Origin of the sequence: Collinsella aerofaciens, from assembly GCF_027679495.1 — a bacterium.
Taxonomy (GTDB): domain Bacteria; phylum Actinomycetota; class Coriobacteriia; order Coriobacteriales; family Coriobacteriaceae; genus Collinsella; species Collinsella aerofaciens_AK.
Map to the genome: position 1 here is coordinate 89613 of NZ_JAQEKC010000001.1, position 16961 is coordinate 106573.

15 protein-coding genes are annotated in these 16961 nt (G+C 59.8%); 8 read left to right on the plus strand and 7 right to left on the minus strand.

Features of this window, described 5'->3' with window-relative positions; all coding sequences use genetic code 11:
• Nucleotides 1–30 precede the first annotated feature (30 nt).
• From PGW49_RS00490 to PGW49_RS00500, 3 genes are read right to left on the minus strand one after another with little or no spacing between them, the layout of a single operon-like run.
• Nucleotides 31–1326, minus strand: coding sequence for a sensor histidine kinase (locus PGW49_RS00490; protein ID WP_270224948.1), 1296 nt, complete (start codon nt 1324–1326; stop codon nt 31–33).
• Nucleotides 1310–2080 (minus strand): response regulator transcription factor, encoded by a 771-nt coding sequence (locus PGW49_RS00495; protein WP_270224949.1) that lies wholly within the window; start codon nt 2078–2080, stop codon nt 1310–1312. The genes PGW49_RS00490 and PGW49_RS00495 overlap by 17 nt, the downstream gene beginning before the upstream one ends.
• A gap of 18 nt (nt 2081–2098) precedes the next feature.
• Nucleotides 2099–2641, minus strand: coding sequence for a UBA domain-containing protein (locus PGW49_RS00500; protein WP_270224950.1), 543 nt, complete (start codon nt 2639–2641; stop codon nt 2099–2101).
• A 332-nt stretch (nt 2642–2973) separates the two neighbouring features.
• Between PGW49_RS00500 and PGW49_RS00505 the strand changes: the two genes are divergently transcribed.
• Nucleotides 2974–3312: a (deoxy)nucleoside triphosphate pyrophosphohydrolase gene (locus PGW49_RS00505; protein WP_270224951.1), complete on the plus strand. Its 339-nt coding sequence runs from the start codon at nt 2974–2976 to the stop codon at nt 3310–3312.
• Nucleotides 3313–3409: 97 nt separating this feature from the next.
• On the opposite strand, the gene PGW49_RS00510 is transcribed toward PGW49_RS00505, so the two are convergent.
• Both PGW49_RS00510 and PGW49_RS00515 read right to left on the minus strand, forming a co-directional pair.
• Nucleotides 3410–6103 (minus strand): DUF3427 domain-containing protein, encoded by a 2694-nt coding sequence (locus tag PGW49_RS00510; protein WP_333494002.1) that lies wholly within the window; start codon nt 6101–6103, stop codon nt 3410–3412.
• A gap of 26 nt (nt 6104–6129) precedes the next feature.
• Nucleotides 6130–6285 (minus strand): hypothetical protein, encoded by a 156-nt coding sequence (locus PGW49_RS00515; protein ID WP_270224953.1) that lies wholly within the window; start codon nt 6283–6285, stop codon nt 6130–6132.
• Between the two features lie 201 nt (nt 6286–6486).
• Between PGW49_RS00515 and PGW49_RS00520 the strand changes: the two genes are divergently transcribed.
• Both PGW49_RS00520 and PGW49_RS00525 read left to right on the plus strand, forming a co-directional pair.
• Nucleotides 6487–6726, plus strand: a complete 240-nt coding sequence (locus tag PGW49_RS00520) for a hypothetical protein (protein WP_270224954.1) — start codon at nt 6487–6489, stop codon at nt 6724–6726.
• Between the two features lie 85 nt (nt 6727–6811).
• A complete protein-coding gene (locus PGW49_RS00525; RefSeq protein WP_270224957.1) occupies nt 6812–7537 on the plus strand; it encodes a metallophosphoesterase in 726 nt (241 codons plus the stop codon).
• Nucleotides 7538–7552: 15 nt separating this feature from the next.
• Here PGW49_RS00525 and gluQRS read toward each other — a convergent pair whose 3' ends face one another.
• A complete protein-coding gene (gluQRS, locus tag PGW49_RS00530) occupies nt 7553–8557 on the minus strand; it encodes a tRNA glutamyl-Q(34) synthetase GluQRS (protein WP_416242428.1) in 1005 nt (334 codons plus the stop codon).
• Between the two features lie 512 nt (nt 8558–9069).
• On the opposite strand from gluQRS, the gene PGW49_RS00535 reads away from it, so the two are divergent.
• The gene (locus tag PGW49_RS00535) at nt 9070–11016 is read left to right on the plus strand and encodes a DUF2207 domain-containing protein (RefSeq protein WP_270224961.1); all 1947 of its coding nucleotides are present in this window, start codon (nt 9070–9072) and stop codon (nt 11014–11016) included.
• Between the two features lie 452 nt (nt 11017–11468).
• On the opposite strand, the gene PGW49_RS00540 is transcribed toward PGW49_RS00535, so the two are convergent.
• Complete coding sequence (locus PGW49_RS00540; RefSeq protein WP_270224962.1) at nt 11469–12110, minus strand: GNAT family N-acetyltransferase; 642 nt, start codon at nt 12108–12110, stop codon at nt 11469–11471.
• 277 nt (nt 12111–12387) lie between these two features.
• On the opposite strand from PGW49_RS00540, the gene purH reads away from it, so the two are divergent.
• From purH to PGW49_RS00560, 4 genes are all read left to right on the plus strand, one after another.
• Nucleotides 12388–13995 carry a bifunctional phosphoribosylaminoimidazolecarboxamide formyltransferase/IMP cyclohydrolase gene (gene purH, locus PGW49_RS00545; RefSeq protein ID WP_270224964.1) on the plus strand — a complete coding sequence of 536 codons (1608 nt, stop codon included), beginning with the start codon at nt 12388–12390 and terminating at the stop codon, nt 13993–13995.
• Nucleotides 13996–14242: 247 nt separating this feature from the next.
• Nucleotides 14243–14950 carry a hypothetical protein gene (locus PGW49_RS00550; protein WP_270224966.1) on the plus strand — a complete coding sequence of 236 codons (708 nt, stop codon included), beginning with the start codon at nt 14243–14245 and terminating at the stop codon, nt 14948–14950.
• Nucleotides 14951–15184: 234 nt separating this feature from the next.
• A complete protein-coding gene (locus PGW49_RS00555) occupies nt 15185–15856 on the plus strand; it encodes a response regulator transcription factor (protein WP_270224967.1) in 672 nt (223 codons plus the stop codon).
• Nucleotides 15857–15865: 9 nt separating this feature from the next.
• A complete protein-coding gene (locus PGW49_RS00560) occupies nt 15866–16909 on the plus strand; it encodes a sensor histidine kinase (RefSeq protein ID WP_270224968.1) in 1044 nt (347 codons plus the stop codon).
• Nucleotides 16910–16961: the final 52 nt, after the last annotated feature.

Below are 16961 nucleotides of genomic sequence, written 5' to 3' on the forward strand. Positions count from 1 at the left end.
CCTATCCCTTTATTTATGCCGAGGGGCTTCCTACCGCGGCAGGCGAATCGTAAAGCGGCTGCCGACGCCCTCGACCGAGGTCACGCCGATGACGCCGCCATGGCTATCGACGATCCACTTGGCAATGGCAAGCCCCAGACCCGAGCCCTGCGCGCCGGCATCGCGTGCGTTGTCGGCGCGGTAGAACCGTTCAAACGCGTGAGCTGCGGATTCCTGGTTCATGCCGATGCCCTCGTCCTCAACACTTATGTCGATCGTGCCCGCGCCCGCATCCGGCGTTATGCCAAATGTGACGGTCGTTCCCGCATCCGAGTACTTGGCGGCGTTTTGCACGATCACACGCAGGGCTTGCTTCACGAGCGCCACGTCGACGGGCGCATCGCAGCGCGGGTCGCTGACAAGCGCGGCGTCGTATGCCAGCCGATACGTGTGCGCGGCATCGATCATCTGCGATTCCTCGCATACCTCGCCGACCAGTGCGGCCAGGTTGGTATCCGCACGCCGCAGGACCGTGCGTCCGGCATCGCCGCGCGCCAAAAACAGCAGCTGCTCCACGAGCTCCTGCATGTGCTCGCTTTCGGCCTTGAGCGAGGCGATGGACTCTGCCAGTACGTCCGGGTCGTCTTTGCCCCAGCGGTCGAGCATGTTTACGTAGCCCTGAATCACCGCGATGGGCGTGCGCAGCTCGTGGCTTGCATCGTTGACAAAGCGCATCTGCTGCAGCTTGGCCTCTTGCATCTGGCGCAGCAGGCGGTTGAGTGCGACCTCGATGCTTGCCAGGTCGGCATCGCCGGTGGTGACGCTTGGTGAGTCGACGCTTGCGCGCACGATGGCCTGCTCCAGCGTTTCCATCTTGCCGCCGGAGAGCTGCATGCGGCCGAGCTCGTCCACGCGCAAGGCCAGATCGTTGAGAGGCGCCATGGTGCGGCGTACGCGCCTCGCGCCGCCGAGCATGTTGAGTACGCTGATGACCTGCCAACCCACAACGACAAGGTAGAGAGGCCATAACGTGACGAGGTCCTGTGCGAGGGGGAAAGTCTTGGTGGTACGCGCAAACTCGACGGTATAAGTGAGCGTTGTCAGGTCCCAGCCGCGCGCGGGCTTCAGCGACATGCCACGAACGGTGGCGCTGGGGATCCATCCTGCGGTAAACGCGCCGTCGGGCAGCGTCTGGTTGTATCCATAGACGAGGATCGCCGCCGCAATAACCAACAGCAACAGATCGAGCCAGACGTAGCTCATCAAGCGGCGCCACATATAGCTCCAGTTGATGGCGCGGGCGATGGATGTGACGCGCTTGGCCTCGGCGTTACGCACGGCAGACATAGCCCACCCCGCGCACGGTTTGGATGATTCGGGCGCCGCCGGCGTCTTCGATCTTGGCACGCAGGTGCGCGATGTGCACGTCGACGTTGTTGGTGTCGCCCACGTATTCGTAGCCCAGCGCCTCGTGCGCGATGCGCTCGCGCGTGAGCACGGTCTCGGCGTGTGCCATAAGCAGGGCGAGGACGTCGAACTCGCGGGCCGTGAGCGCGATGGGCGAGCCGCCGACCGTGACTTCGCGGCGGTCGGAATCGAGCACAACCGATCCCACGGTGAGCGTAGCGGGGGAGGGCGAGGCGGATGCCTGGGTCGAGTCGCCGACCGGGGGTATCGCAGCGGCGTCGACGCTCGCGCCGCCCGCCCCGGCGCCGCCAACGCCCGAAGCCGCCCGCACGGCCTCCGAGCGCTTCAGCGCCACGCGGATCCGTGCGAACAACTCCTCAATCGCAAATGGCTTGGTCAGGTAATCGTCGGCGCCGGCATCGAGCCCGGCCACCTTGTCCATCACGGCATCGCGCGCGGTGACCATAATCACCGGCACATCCTTGTGCTTGCGGACACGCCGCAGGACCTCCATGCCGTTGAGCTGCGGCAACAGCACATCGAGCAGAATCAGATCGTAGTCGCGCTCCAGCGCCAGGTCCACGGCGGTGCGGCCGTCGGCGGCGTGCTCCACCTGGTAGCCCTCGTGCTCCAGCTCAAGCGTCACAAAGCGGGCGATTTTCTCCTCGTCCTCTACGATCAGGATCCGTGCCATGCGTGCCCCCGTCTGCGATTACTTGTCGTCGTTCAGATTTTGCTTGATGTCGTCCGCGGCGTCGGCGGCGTGATTCATAAGGTTGTTGATGCTGCCGGGCACGTCGCCGTCGCTGTCGATGCGGTAGCGCATGCCAAAGAACAGGCCAATCAGCATCAGCCAAATCGTAGCGCCCCAGGCAAACAGCGCGACGATGGGGATCAGGATGGGGATGTTGAGGATGATCGCATCGCGGCGCGTGGCGATAAACTTGGTGTCCAGGCTCAGGCGGAAGAGCTTTTTGAGGTACTCCCACACGCTGTCCATCTTCTTGGAGAAGTCGGTCTTTTCGCTCGACTTTTCGTAGGCGGCCTGCGCGGCGACCATCTCGGCCGAGGGCTCGTCGACCGGCACGGACTCGGTGGCGGCGTGCGCCGACGTGGTCTGGGTCTTGCCCTGCGACTCGAGCCAAATGATGGCATCCAGGACGTTGCCGTCGGCAGCGTCGAGCGCAGTCTTGGCATCGGTGTAGCTCACGTTGCACTTGGTGCGGATTGTTTCAACTTTTTCGAGGTCGTCCATGACCTGTCCTTTCGTTCGATGGGCGCGACGCCGGGCGATCTGCCCGGGCGCGAGCGCTGCGTTCGGCGGCCTGCGTTGCGCGGCGCCGCCCCGCCCTTGGTCGAACTCTATAGTGCAGGTTATAGATTAAGCGATTCTTGAGCCAAGATTAATGTTGGATGAGTTTTTGGGTGGCAGTGGGAAAAGTATTAGACCTCGATAGCGGGAGATGGGGTGCCGGTGCAAAACGGCGTCAAGGGTTGGTCGAGCAGGCGGTTTTCAGACGACTGGGACATGGCGGGCGGTCGATCGCCTATACTGGTTGAGCTCAACTGGAGAGGTGATAACTAGTTATGAAATCAATCAATGTTGCAGCAGCGATTATTCAGAAGGACGGGAAAATCATGAGCTGCCAGCGCGGCTATGGCGAGTTTAAAGACGGCTGGGAGTTTCCGGGCGGAAAGCTCGAGCCGGGCGAGACCGGCGAGCAGGCAATCGTGCGCGAGATTCAGGAAGAGCTCGAGGTCACGATCGGCAACCTCGACTATCTTTGCACGGTCGAACACGATTACGAGACGTTTCACCTGTCGATGCAGTGCTACCTAGCTAACATCCTTTCGGGGGAGTTCAAAGAGCACGCTCATGAGGACATGAAGTGGCTCGATACCAATAACTTGTGGGATGTCGATTGACTTCCAGCGGACGTTAAAGTCGTTAGGGAGCTCGAAAAGAAACTCGGGCTTATGTAAGAAAGGAGCGGACGTCGCATGGCGGCCCGCTCCTTCTTTGTTACTCTGTCTCACTCAGATCGCTGAGCATAAACTCGTAAATGTCCTGGCGCACGGGCGCATTGAGTTCATATTCGATTTCGACGGCGTTGTCGCCGCTCTTAGTTTTAATAGCTTTGAACTCGCCAGTCGGATGCATTTCGCCTAGGAAGTAAAATTCCTTGCCACCCTTATCGTCCTTGTTCTTGCGCATAAACAAATACGTCTTTAGCCCGTTGCCCGGCCATGCCTGCAGTCGCTGAATCTCGGGGGAGTTGAGCGTGCGATTGTTCTTAGAGATTGCAACTAGCTTACTCGGCGAAACAAAGCGGTCTTCATACTGAATGGACTCGCTAATGTCGGGTGCCTTGTCATAGTTAATAAACACGGGGAATGTATTGGTCTTCTCGTCGTAGAAGTAGCCGCCAAGATTTTGGCCGTTGATGTTCTTTTCCCAGTTCATCAAGCGGCAAACTTCTTCGTACGTGTACTTGGCGTTGAGAACGAAATTTGTGTTTTGGTACGTCTCGGCATAGTCGAGTCGGTTACGCGCAATGCCAAAATCCAGCACCTCGAGAATCTGACACTTGAACTCTGCGTTGCGCAGAGCGGTCGCAAACGCTTCGGTCAGACGAGGTCCGCATCCATCGTCAATAAGCAGGGAAACGAAATCCTTGGGAGTGGCAAAGTCGCCCTTAAGGACTGTGATTGCCGACCTAACGGCGCTGTCCTTAAGCTGTGTGTGGTAGTTCCTAAGCGCAGCCTCGCGCATATGCCGGTAGCCCTCGTGTCCGGCTTCGACGAGCGTTTGAAGCAAATAGAGGTCTTCGAAACGCTTGCCCGCGGCGAGCTTTTGAGAAATAAATTTGAGAATCTTGGTTTGATCAGAGGAAAATTGAACCGTGTAGTCCGGCTCGTATTTGGATAGAAATGCGTGGTAGGACCCCAGGCCGCTATTCTTGAAGATAAGCAGCGGATCGATGGAGCCATTACGATCAAATTCGAGCAGCGAGGGAATCTTGCCGAGTTTTTGGCGCAAGTCGAGATATTCGTTTTTCAAAAACCTGACGGAGGTGAAATCGCCGCCATCGATGGCCTTGTAGATGCGTGCCTCGGAAATACGATCGAAGCTCACGGTCGAGCATCCGGGGATCGTTGAGTCGCCCTCTTGGACGAGTCGACGCAGGCGGTCTTTGTTGTAGGTCTTGTCACCCGACAGAGCGATGGGTACCAAGAAGTTGCTCTGGTAGTTACCGATAAAGTCGAGTACCAGTGCGTATTCCTTACCATCATTCAGGCGCAAACCTCGTCCGAGCTGCTGAATAAAGATGATTGCGGAGTCGGTGCGTCGAAGCATGATGATCTGATTGAGCGAGGGGATGTCGACGCCTTCGTTCATGATATCGACCGAGAAAATGTACTCGAGCTCGCCGGCTTCAAGTTGGCTGATCGCGGCATCGCGGACCTCATCGGAATCTTGACCGCTAATCGCAGCCGTTCGATATCCGAGAGCGTTGAATTTGCATGACAGCTCTTTTGCCTCGGCGTTTCGATTGCAGAAGATTAAGCCCCTGCGGTTGCTTTTGGTGACGCTATATTCCTCGATCTTCTCGGTGATATGACGTACGCGCTCGTCGGATGTTAGGCGTCCGAACAGGGCGGTATCTTCGACCGTTTCGTCGTCAATCTCCAGATCGTGAATGCCAAAATAATGGAAGGGGGCTAGCATCTCCTCGGCCAAAGCGTCCTGCAGCGTGATCTGGAACGCGATGACGTGATTGAAAAGGGCAAAGACGTCATAGCCGTCGGTGCGATTGGGTGTAGCGGTCATGCCCAGATAAAACCGAGGCGTAAAGTGCGACATGATGGATTGGTAGCCCTGAGATCCCGTGCGGTGGGCCTCGTCGATGACGATGTAGTCGAACTCATCGGGACGGAAATCGCTCAAATGTTTGGCGACTGAAGAACACATGGCAAACACGCAGGTAGCATTGCTTATATTCTTGCCAGTTTGATAGGTGTCGAACGTATAGGTACTACCTAAGAGCCGTTCGTAGCTTGCACGGGAGGCGTCGATAATGCGCCGGCGGTGCGCAAGAAAGAGGACGCGCCGGGGTTTAAACGCGAGTACATCGAACGCCGAAAGGAAGGTCTTGCCGGTGCCGGTTGCCGAGACCAGCAGGGCGCGGGTCTCGCCCTTGCGATGGATTACACCGAGCGCCTCAAGGGCGCGCTGCTGCATTTTATTGGGCTTGATTTCTTCGAGGTCATTCGTGGTTGGGCTAACAGTTGCCTGGAACGTCGGTTTCGATTTGGGCTTTGACGGACGTGCCGATCGATATGCGGCATAGTTCTCAATCCAGTCTTGGGAAAGCAAAACGGTTGAGGTGTCGTTCCACAGCGAATCAAACTCGCCTCTAAGCTCTCCGAGCAGGCGGCTGTTCTCGACAGTCTGGTACAGCACGTTCCATTCTTTATTACAGGTGAGGGCGGTCTGCGTCATGTTGGAGCTGCCGACGATGACCGTGCTGGTTTCGCCCTTATCAAAAATGTATCCCTTGGCATGCAAATTACCCTGGAATACGCGAACTTCTATGTTGTCGTATTCCAGGAGCTTTCGAAACGCATCGGGTGAGTTGAAGTTGAGATAGGTGGACGTGAGCAGTCTGCCCTTAATGCCACGCTGCTTGAGCTCCTGGAACGCCTCGACCAGGATTTGAAGGCCGCCGTCTGCAACAAACGCTACGAAAAGTCAAAAGAGCTGCAGGTTGAGAGCTGCTCCTTGATAACGGATAGTAGTGTTCCGCCTGTCGCCTTCGAGTTGGCGATGAGCTTGGGTGAATCGTTCTCGCGTGCAAGCGAGTCGAATTCAATATCAATCTGCTGCTGCGTAGTCATCCCGGCCAAACCTTTCGAAAGACTATGTTGGCGCCAGGATAACAGATCGATCGTTCGTGTTTTAGATGTATGACGATTGGGATTGGCAGTATGGCGTGATCTTGCACGTGTGTCCGCACGACATGTGACACTTACCCTGCCGCCATGCTCCGTCGCGGCGGCATGCATCTGAACAACGATCCTCTAAGGAGTACGATATCGATGAGTGACAACACCAAGCATCTCGCAAAGAAGTGCGTCAAGGACGCGGGGCCGTGCCTCGCGCTATGCCTTGCCGGCGCAGCGGTCGCGCTGCTGGCTGTTCTGGGGCCGTTTGATGTGCTCCGAAGTGCCAGTTCTCTGCACGTTTGCATGGCTCTTGCCGGTGCCATGATGACCGGCGGCCTGCTAGATCTGGTTTTTTGGGTGCTCGACCCGTTTGGATGGAAGAACGAGGGGTAGGTCCTAAAGGATGGAAGGGCTGGAACGGTTGGCTTAGTGATCGTGCAGAATGTGGGCTAGCGACTTACAGGGAAGTGGTAATCCGATGACGGTCTATGTGACGGGCGATATTCACGGTGGCCTCGACATGCAAAAGCTGCGCGATTGGGATCTTGGGAAAAGCCTGACGAGCGACGACTATCTCATCATTGCCGGCGACTTTGGCTTTCCGTGGGATTTCTCCGCCGAGGAATGTGACGACATCGCTTGGCTGGAGTCGCGCCCCTATACCGTGCTGTTCGTCGACGGCAACCACGAACGCTACGACCATTGGGCGGAGCGCCCCATGGAGCTGTGGCATGGTGGGTTGACGCAGCGTCTGTCGGATACTTCGCCCATACGGCGCCTGACGCGCGGCGAGGTTTTTGAGCTCGACGGCTCAACGGTCTTTACCATGGGCGGCGCCACGAGCGTGGACAAGGAATACCGCATTCCGTATTCCAGCTGGTGGCCGCAGGAACTGCCGGACGAGCGCAACTTTGAGGAGGCACGGACAAAGCTCGACAGCGTGGGCTGGAAGGTCGACTACGTGATCACCCACACCTGCTCTACGCGCATGCTTTCGCCCACGCTTTATCCGGTGCCCGGCTGGAATTGCCCCGCCGTTGATCGGCTTACGGCGTTTTTCGATGAGCTGGAAGATCGCTTGGACTACAGGCGCTGGTATTACGGGCATTTTCATCGAGATGCCAGCCCGGCCGAGCGCCATACCGTGCTCTACGACTGCATCGTTCGCCTGGGCGACGAACTCCAGCCCTGGGATGTTGCGTAGGGGTGGGGTGCCTGATTACTCAGCCGTTACGGTGATGTTCTCCCTGTGCTTGCGGATAACATCCCAGCTAAAATGCTCGACCAGCTGCTCGGCAGAGCGCGGCGTGGTGCCCGGTGCGATGCCTGTTTGTCCGGCGAGCCAGCCCAGCAGCGCTTCGGGCGTGCCAAAGCGGGCGCGGAGTTCGCCCAGGTCCAGATCGCGGTCTCGTTTGGAAAGGCGGCGGCCGTCCGGTGCCATGAGCAGCGGAATATGTGCGTAGTGCGGCGTGGGCAGTCCCAACAGGTGCTGCAGATAGATCTGGCGCGGCGTGGACCCCAGCAGGTCGCATCCGCGCACGACCTCGGTGACGCCCATGGCAGCGTCGTCGACCACCACGGCTAGCTGATAGGCAAACACGCCGTCGCTGCGGCGCACCAAAAAGTCGCCGCACTCGGTGGCGAGTGCTTCGCATTGGGCGCCGTACGTGCGATCCACAAATTCGATCACGTCGTCTGCGAGGTCGTCGACGGTGGGCACGCACAGACGTGTGGCCGGGGCGCGCAGGGCGCTGCGACGGGCCACCTCCTCGGCCGAAAGACTTCGGCAGGCGCCACGGTAGATGGGCGTGCCGTCGCTCGCGTGCGGTGCGCTCGCGGCGTGGAGCTCGGCGCGCGTGCAAAAGCAGGGATAGGTGAGGCCGGCGTATTGCAACTGGCGCAGGGCGTCCTCGTACAAGTCCAGGCGGTCGTGCTGGTAGTAGGGGCCTTCGTCCCACTCCAGCCCCAGCCAGGCCAGGTCGCCAATCAATTGAGTGGCAAGTTCGGGGCGCTTGCAGCGATCGTCCAGGTCCTCAATGCGTAACACGATGCTGCCGCCCTGGCTGCGGGCCGAAAGCCATGCGCACAGGCAGCTGAACACGTTGCCCAGGTGCATGCGGCCCGAGGGCGACGGGGCAAAGCGCCCCACGACGGGGGTGGGGGCGGCCGGCGTCGTTGGCGCGTCGGCGGCGGGTGTTGCTATGTTGCGTGCGTTGATGTCCATGCGGACGAGTATAGCGCGGGGCGCGGTGGGGGAGACGCTGCCGTGGCCTGCAAGTTGCTGAGGCCGCGCGTTGCGCGTGCCGGACCACCGGCTCGGCGCCTTAATCGCCGTCAATCAATCTAGCCCTCAAACGACAGAAACCCCGGCAGCTCTTCGCAACTGCCGGGGTTTCCGCGGAAAAGGGGGACATGATCCTCGAGCGGACGGCAAAGGGGCAAACCGTTTTCGCTCAACTGCTTTATGCCCCTCAACTGGCGGCTCAATCAGCGCATGCCGCGCCCACACAAAGCCGCTACACCTGTGATGGAGCTATGAAGTGGTATCTATTGCCGGGGCAGTGCCTGGCCAAAGAGTGTCCCCAGCGACTAGTCGTTTAAGAACGTCCCCAAAACGACTGCCCGTGGGCGTGACTTTTGTCCCGTTTTGACGCTCCGCTGACCTAGATGTTCGTCACATGAACCCGCAAACGTGGGACAATGACGCTACTGGTACCACAGACAAAGGATGTGCCTATGAACGCCCCCGTTGCCAAGACCTGTCGGCAGCGCCGCCTGTTTGCGCGATTCGCTTCCGTCTGCGCGCTCGTCGCGCTTGCGTTGTTGCTGCTGCCTGCCGTCGCGCACGCCGACGGCTACTCCATGAGCCAAACCTACATCGGCGCCACGGTTGAGGCCGATGGCTCGCTGACCGTTGTCGAGGGACGCCAGTTCGATTTCGACGATGACATCAACGGCGTGTATTGGGATATCAATACAGGCTCTAACCAGCAAGGCGGCTCGGTGGTCGTCAATGTGCTGAGCGTCGAGGAAGACGACACTGCGTTTAACAAGGTCGACAGCGCAAACAAAGGCGACGACGGCGTTTACACGGTGGAACAGTCCGACGACGGCGTAAAGATTAAGGTGTTCAGCCCCCACGAGAGCGGCGACAGCGCAATCTACTACGTGAGTTATTCCATGACCGGTGCGGTTATGAACTGGGCCGATACCGCCGAGCTTTACTGGAAATTCGTCGGCGACGGCTGGTCGGCTGACTCCGATGACGTCGAGATGGAAGTCTACTTTGCAAATGCCGCTGCCGGGACGGCTGCCGTCAAGGGCGATAACTTCCGCGCATGGGGCCACGGCCCGCTGACGGGCGACGTGTCGCTCGATGCGGACGAGCCCATGGTCACCTATACCATTCCCTGCGTGCATGAGGGCGAATTCGCCGAGGCACGCATCGCCTTCCCCAGCGACTGGGTGCCGCAGCTTGCCGTCTCGGGCGAAAAGCGCATGTCAACGATTCTGAGCGAAGAGAAGGAATGGGCCGACGAGGCCAACGCTCGCCGTGAGCACGCGCGTGCGGTTGCCGGCGCGATTGCCGTGGTGTGTGTTGCCGTGGCGGTTGCCTATACCGGTGTGATCGTGATGCTCAAGCTGCGCAGGCCCAAGCCCAAGCCGCTCTTCCAGGACGAGTACTTCCGCGATGTGCCCTCCGCCGACCATCCCGCGGTGCTTGCAACTCTTATGAGCTGGAACGACGTGCCCGATCAGGCATATATCGCCACACTGATGAAGCTGACCGACGACCGCGTGATCAAGCTGGAAGAAGCGACCGAGACCAAGAAGAAGGGTCTGCTCCGTCGCGAAAAAGAGGAGCAGACGTATCGCATCACAGTGACCGACGAGGCCTGGAAGGCTGCCAAAAAGGACGGCATCGATCGCGATGTGCTCAAGGTCTTCTTCGCCGGCGTTAAGCCCGATAAGGACGGAGTCCGTTCGCGCACGTTTAGCGAGCTGGAGGAGTACGCTAGCGAGCGCACCACATCTGTTGGCGACAAGCTCGAGGACTATCAGAGCACGGTTAAGGGCAGGCTGGAGGCGCGCGAGCTTATCGCCTCGGACGGCACCATCGCCCTGGTTGCCGGCCTGGTTCTCGGCATCATCATCGTCTTTGGCATTCTGGGCTCTCTGATCTATACCGACTTTGCGGATGCCAATGTCGGCGCCGCTATGATCTCGATCCCCGTCACGATCGTGGGCTTTGTCCTGAGCTGCACCTTCCGTCGCTACACGCCGGAGGGCGCCGAGGTGGCGGCTCGCTGCAAGGCGCTCAAGCATTGGCTCGAGGACTTTACGCGTCTGAAGGAGGCCGTTCCCAGCGACCTGATCTTGTGGAACAAGCTGCTGGTGATGGGCGTTGCCCTGGGCGTTTCGAAAGAAGTGCTGCGACAGCTGGCCGAAGCCGTGCCTGCGGACCTGCGCAACAGTGACGATTTCTACGACAACTACCCCTGCTACTGGTGGTATTACCATCACTACGGCAACGAGTCTCCGCTCGATTCGTTCAACGATGTGTATCACGAGACCATCCGCGAGCTGGCTTCGAGTTCCGATAGCTCGAGCGGCGGCAGCGGCGGCGGCTTTTCCGGTGGCGGCGGTGGCGGCGTCGGCGGAGGCGGCGGTGGAACGTTCTAGCGAGCGCTTGCTTTGGGGTGGATCTTTCTGGGCGGTTGCCAGGGAAGATTCATCCCATTTTTGTGCATCGAAACGGGCCAAACTTTCCGCTGCGGACCTTCGCGCAAGGGGCAGTGGACAAAAAATGCCAAATATGAGTACTGTTGCTGCGTTGGTCACATATGTTTGCACATAATAATGGGTTCCTAATGAGAGCACTTCTCGTTAGGGGCCCATTTTATTGAACATTTGAGGAGCTACGTCAGCTCGTGCAGCTGGTCGTCATGCCTATAAGCATCAAAAATGCCCCGAATCGCTGCTACTAAAAAGGTAACAGTACTCATATTTGATGTTTTTTGACCACAGCTATTTGCAGACCACCAAGGCTACTCATTGGGGACAGACTTAAATGACTAGTTGTTGGGGATCAGTCATTGGGGACAGACTTAAATGACTAGGTGTGGCTGCTTGGGCTAGGCTGTTAGGTCGAGTTCGTAGAGAAAGCTTTCACGCGGCATGTCGTGACGGCGCTCTTCGCGGTTGGCGCGGTGCGTGGCCGTGCGCTTAAAGCCGTGCAGCTCGTAGAACTTCCACGAGCAGTTGGAGTCGGTGTACAGGTGCGCCCTTGTCGCCCCGCGCGAGGACAGGTACGAGACCGCGGCATCGAGCAACACTGAGCCTACACCCAGGCCGTGGACATCGGGATCGACGGCGAGCAGCGTGACCTCGTTGTCGTGGGGCAACGGGCTGCTTTCGAGCAGGCGGTTGTTGGTTCGGATGGTTGCGCGCACAAACGAGAGATACTCGGCGCAGGCATCGGGCTCCAGCTCGCGCATTTGCGATAGCAGAGCGCGTTCGGTGTCCATCCAATGTTCCTTGACGGTGGCGCCGGAACTCTGTCCCGCGCGCGCGAGCGCAATGCCACGCGCCTCGCCGTCAATCACCGCAACCTGCGAAAACGTCGAGGACGAAAGGCAGTAGGCGAGGTCGCACGCGGCCTCAAGGCGGTTGTACTCATCGTTATCCGAATTGTTATGCCAAAGCTGCTGCAGAATCAGCGCGATGGCGTCGAAGTCTTCGGTATCAAACGGTCGGTAGAGAACCCGCGAGACCATGGTGCCTCTTTCTTTTGCGGATGCATATCGAGCACAGTTCTACCACGCCATTGGCATCTAATTATGGTGCCCCTGTGTTCCATGAACTCACCGTGCCCAGTGCCGTGCCCATCCCCTCTGCTCGCAAACTTTTTCTGCACATGCGCCCGTTGCGGGGTGCATCGATGCGCTTGATGCGCTACATTGAATCAGTATTTTCAATGCCGCTGCGCGAGCGCTACAGATCGACGTATCACCGACTCACAGAGCACGGCGGCGTACCAGACAGGAGGACTGCATGGGATCTGATGTGAAGATCGCACGCGCGTTGATTTCGGTTACCGATAAAACGGGTGTCGTCGATTTCGCACGGACGCTGGTTGACGACTTTGGCGTCGAGATCATCTCTACGGGCGGCACAGCTCGTGCCATCGAGGACGCGGGCGTTCCCGTAACCCCCATCGAGGAGTTCACGGGCTATCCCGAGATGATGGACGGCCGCGTTAAGACCCTGCACCCCAAGGTTCACGGCGCGCTGCTGGCCCGCCGCGATTCCGAGCAGCACATGCAGGAGGCCGCTCAGCATGGCATCAAGCTGATCGACCTGGTCGTCGTCAACCTGTACGAGTTCGAGAAGACCGTCGCTAACCCCGAGGTCACCTTCGCAGACGCCATCGAGCACATCGACATCGGCGGTCCCTCCATGCTGCGCTCTGCCGCCAAGAACGCCACGAGCGTTACCGTCATCTCCGACCCGGCCGACTACGACGCCGTCCTGGCCGAGATGCGCGAGACCGGTGGCTGCACCACGCTTTCCACCCGTCGTCGCCTGCAGGTGAAGGTCTACCAGACCACCGCCGCCTACGACACGGCTATCTCCCGTTGGCTTGCCGCCCAGGCAAGCGACGTGGCGGACACCTCTGCCAAGCTCGAGATTTCGCTGGAGAAGGTCGACGACCTGCGCTATGGCGAGAACCCGCAGCAGAAGGCCACGGTCTATCGCTTTGCCGAGGGCTGCGAGAACACCGCGAGCTCGCAGTTCCCGCTCGTGGGCTCCGAGCAGATCCAGGGCAAGCCGCTCAGCTACAACAACTATCTGGATGCCGACGCCGCCTGGAACCTGGTCCGCGAGTTCGACGAGCCGGCCTGCGTGATCCTCAAGCACCAGAACCCCTGCGGTTCCGCCGTTGCCGAGGACATCACGGCCGCCTACGATCGCGCCTTCGCCTGCGATCCCAAGAGCGCCTTTGGCGGCATCATCGCCTGCAACCGCGAGGTTCCCTTTGAGCTGGTTGAGCACTTTGCCGATCAGAACAAGCAGTTCGTCGAGGTCATCATCGCCCCGAGCTACACCGACGAGGCGCTCGAGCGCATGGCCAAGCGCCCCAACCTGCGCGTGTTGGCTACCGGCGGCGTGGACCACGGCGCCCAGGTGGAGCTGCGCTCCGTCGACGGCGGCATGCTGGTGCAGGAAGTCGACCACGTGACCGAGGACCCCGCGACCTTTACGTTCCCCACCGACCGCAAGCCCACCGACGCCGAGATGGCCGAGCTCGAGTTTGCCTGGAAGGTCTGCAAGGGCGTTAAGTCCAACGCCATTCTGGTCTCCAAGGGCAAGGCCGGTATTGGCATGGGCCCGGGTCAGCCCAACCGCGTTGACTCTGCGCTGCTTGCCTGCGAGCGCGCCGAGGACTTCTGCGAGCGCGAGGGCGTGGAGAAGGGCGGCTTTGCCTGTGCAAGCGACGCGTTCTTCCCGTTCCGCGACAACGTCGACGTGCTTGCCGCGCACGGCGTGACCTGCATCATCCAGCCCGGCGGCTCCAAGCGCGACGACGAGAGCATCCAGGCCTGCAACGAGCATGGTATTGCGATGGTCTTCACAGGGGCCAGGCATTTTAGGCACTAGAGGCTTTCCCAAGCACCCGACCTTGCCCCTCAAACCGTCGCTTGCGTACATTTAGTACGCGGCGCTCCTCTTTCGGGGCAATCTCGGGCACTTGGAAAACCCTTAATGGGATGTTGTTCTATCCCATTAAGCCGATCGGTCGCCTGACCGTATCGTCAAAATAATCTCTGCAAAAGACGGCTGCTCCGTTTGGAGGGCCGTCTTTTTGGTATAAGAGGACGGAATGACTAACACGAAAGGTACAACCATGCCCCAGATTGATGATGCCGAGCTGTTTGGCAATGCCGAGGATCAGCGTGCGTACGAGGACTTTTGCGCCAATCAGGAGGCGGTCGAGAAGTTTACGCTCGACAAACCCGCGCTTGTCTGCCGTTGGCGCATGTCCAACAAAAAGGTACCCATGCTCAACCGCCACATTCGCGCACTGTCCGAGCGCTTGGTGCAGGGCGAGCCGCTTACCCATAACATGCTCAGCTGGGCCAAGCAGCACGTTGAGTGGTCGCTTGCCGAGGGCGATTACACCGCACGCGACGGCGTGCTCATGCTGGTGATCGACGTCAACGGCAACGCCGCCATGACGGTGGGGGAGTACGAGCCGCTAACCGATACGTCGGCCAAGGCGCTACGTGCCCGCTCCGCCGAGGCCCGCTCCGAGGCCGACGAAACCGGCGTGGCGCCCGAGCTGCTCGCTGCCGTCGATAACGGCGAGCTTGCCTTTGTGGCGCCAGCGGACGAGTGCCTGTGCGGCACGGCGACGCTCATCGAGCAGCTGGCCCAGACCAAGGGCATCTCGGTCACGCGCGTAGATATTCCCGCACAGCTCAAGGGCGCGCTGTTCCTGGTGAGCGACGAGCACGGCGTGGTTCCCGCCGACGATACCGATGCCGCCGAGGCGGACGCTGCTATGGTCACCTTCTTCGCCGACGGCTACGAAAAGCTCCGCGCCCGTCGCTAAATGATTTTTCTGGGACGGGGATTAAAGAATCATTCCATCTCTGCATACATGCGTACGCTCGAGTAGAGGCTCGAGGTCGAAGTGATGGGGCCGATCGGTTTAGGACCGAGGCCCCTATTTTCTCTTAAGGCTATCGAACACTTTTGTCATATTAGGTGCCCACGGGGTCGTATCGTTGCGACGCCGTGGGCATAATGGTGTGGAAGGTGCAAGTTACGCGAAATGGGAGGACACATGCCGCTGATCTATATCGTTGAGGACGACGAGCCCATTCGTCGTGAGCTTGTCGACATTCTTGCCCGCGCCGGGTTTGAAATCGAGGCCTGCGAATCGTTCGAGCGCGTCTCGCGCGATATTCTCGCCGCCGCTCCCGACCTGGTGCTGCTCGACCTCACACTCCCTGTCAAAGACGGCCAGCACATCTGCCATGAGGTTCGCCGCGAATCCGAGGTTCCCATCATCGTCCTCACGTCGCGCACGACCGAGATTGACGAGGTCATGGCCATGACGCTCGGCGCGGACGACTTTGTTCCCAAGCCCTACAGCGCCCGTGTGCTCGTGGCGCGCATCAACGCACTACTGCGTCGCACCGCGGCGGCGGGCGAGCGCAGCACGCTCGTCCACAAGGGACTGGAGCTCGACCTCGCACGCTCCATGGTCACCAACACGCAAACGGGCACCAGCACCGAGCTCACCAAAAACGAGCTGCGTATCCTCTCGTTGCTTCTGAGCCGCGCGGGCAAGATCGTCTCGCGCTCGGCCATCATGCAGGACCTGTGGGACTCCGATGCCTTCGTGGACGACAATACGCTCACCGTCAACATCAACCGCCTGCGTACCACGCTCGAAAAAATCGGCATCAAGGGGTATTTGACGACGCATCGCGGCCAAGGCTATTCGGTCTAGGGGCCGGCTATGTCGTTTGGCAAGTTCTTTAAAGATGCGCTGCTTCCCGTCGCCGTGTGGACGTGCGGCGTGCTGCTGAGCTGCTTTGTGCTGACGGCCGCCGGTGCTTCGACATCTATTGTGGTCGTGGCGGTCGGCGTGTCCTTTATCTTTGGTATGCTCGGCATCGTGGTCGAGTACGCGCGCCGTCGCCGTTTTCTGCGTCAGCTGGAGCGTGCGGCCGAGGAGCTCGAGAGTCCCGCATGGGTGCAGGAGATGGTGCAATGCCCGACCTATGCCGAGGGCGAGCTCGAGTACGAGGTCTTGCGTCGCGTGGGCAAAGCTGCTTGCGACGAGGTTGCCGAAGGCCGGCGTCAGACCGATGACTATCGCGACTATATCGAGAGCTGGGTCCACGAGGCCAAGCTGCCCCTGGCGGCGGCCCACCTGATTTTGGAAAACCTGGACGGCAGCGAAGACGACCTGTCGCGCGTGGATGACCTGGGCCGTGAGCTGGCTCGCGTGGAGCGCTATATCGACCAGGCACTGTACTACGCGCGCTCGGAAGTCGTGGAGCGGGACTACCTGATTCGCCGCTGGGATCTCAAGACCTTGGTGACGGGCGCGATTAAAGCCAACGCGCGCGAGCTCATCGCGGCGCACGTGGCCCCGGTGTGCGAGAACCTCGACTTTGAGGTCTTTACCGACGAGAAGTGGCTCGAGTTTATCTTGGGGCAGCTCATCCAGAACAGCATTAAATACGCGTGCGAGGACGGCGCGAAGATCGTGTTTTCGGGCGCGTTGCTGGACGAGGGTCTGGCGAGTGAGCGCATTGAGCTCACTGTTGCCGATAACGGCTGCGGCGTGAGTGCGGCAGACCTGCCACGCGTGTTCGAGAAGGGCTTTACCGGCGACAACGGCCGCACCACCAAGCGCGCAACGGGCATCGGCCTCTACCTGGTGGCACGCCTGTGCTCCAAGATGGGCATTGACGTCACCGCGGCATCCGAGCCCGGCGAAGGCTTCGTCGTCACGTTTGCCTTCTCGACCAACAAATTCCAATACTTTGAGTAGTCGTCGCGGTGTAACGTCCCGGAGCGTCATTCACGTTAAGACAATTATCCCA

Bases quoted from the DNA above. Each gene is read 5' to 3' on its own strand.
- PGW49_RS00560 (WP_270224968.1), top strand. From the start codon at position 15,866: ATGTCGTTTGGCAAGTTCTTTAAAGATGCGCTGCTTCCCGTCGCCGTG.
- PGW49_RS00550 (WP_270224966.1), top strand. From the start codon at position 14,243: ATGCCCCAGATTGATGATGCCGAGCTGTTTGGCAATGCCGAGGATCAG.
- PGW49_RS00490 (WP_270224948.1), bottom strand. From the start codon at position 1,326: ATGTCTGCCGTGCGTAACGCCGAGGCCAAGCGCGTCACATCCATCGCC.
- PGW49_RS00540 (WP_270224962.1), bottom strand. From the start codon at position 12,110: ATGGTCTCGCGGGTTCTCTACCGACCGTTTGATACCGAAGACTTCGAC.
- PGW49_RS00515 (WP_270224953.1), bottom strand. From the start codon at position 6,285: ATGACTACGCAGCAGCAGATTGATATTGAATTCGACTCGCTTGCACGC.
- PGW49_RS00495 (WP_270224949.1), bottom strand. From the start codon at position 2,080: ATGGCACGGATCCTGATCGTAGAGGACGAGGAGAAAATCGCCCGCTTT.
- PGW49_RS00500 (WP_270224950.1), bottom strand. From the start codon at position 2,641: ATGGACGACCTCGAAAAAGTTGAAACAATCCGCACCAAGTGCAACGTG.
- PGW49_RS00525 (WP_270224957.1), top strand. From the start codon at position 6,812: ATGACGGTCTATGTGACGGGCGATATTCACGGTGGCCTCGACATGCAA.
- PGW49_RS00555 (WP_270224967.1), top strand. From the start codon at position 15,185: ATGCCGCTGATCTATATCGTTGAGGACGACGAGCCCATTCGTCGTGAG.
- PGW49_RS00535 (WP_270224961.1), top strand. From the start codon at position 9,070: ATGAACGCCCCCGTTGCCAAGACCTGTCGGCAGCGCCGCCTGTTTGCG.
- gluQRS (WP_416242428.1), bottom strand. From the start codon at position 8,557: ATGGACATCAACGCACGCAACATAGCAACACCCGCCGCCGACGCGCCA.
- PGW49_RS00520 (WP_270224954.1), top strand. From the start codon at position 6,487: ATGAGTGACAACACCAAGCATCTCGCAAAGAAGTGCGTCAAGGACGCG.
- PGW49_RS00505 (WP_270224951.1), top strand. From the start codon at position 2,974: ATGAAATCAATCAATGTTGCAGCAGCGATTATTCAGAAGGACGGGAAA.
- purH (WP_270224964.1), top strand. From the start codon at position 12,388: ATGGGATCTGATGTGAAGATCGCACGCGCGTTGATTTCGGTTACCGAT.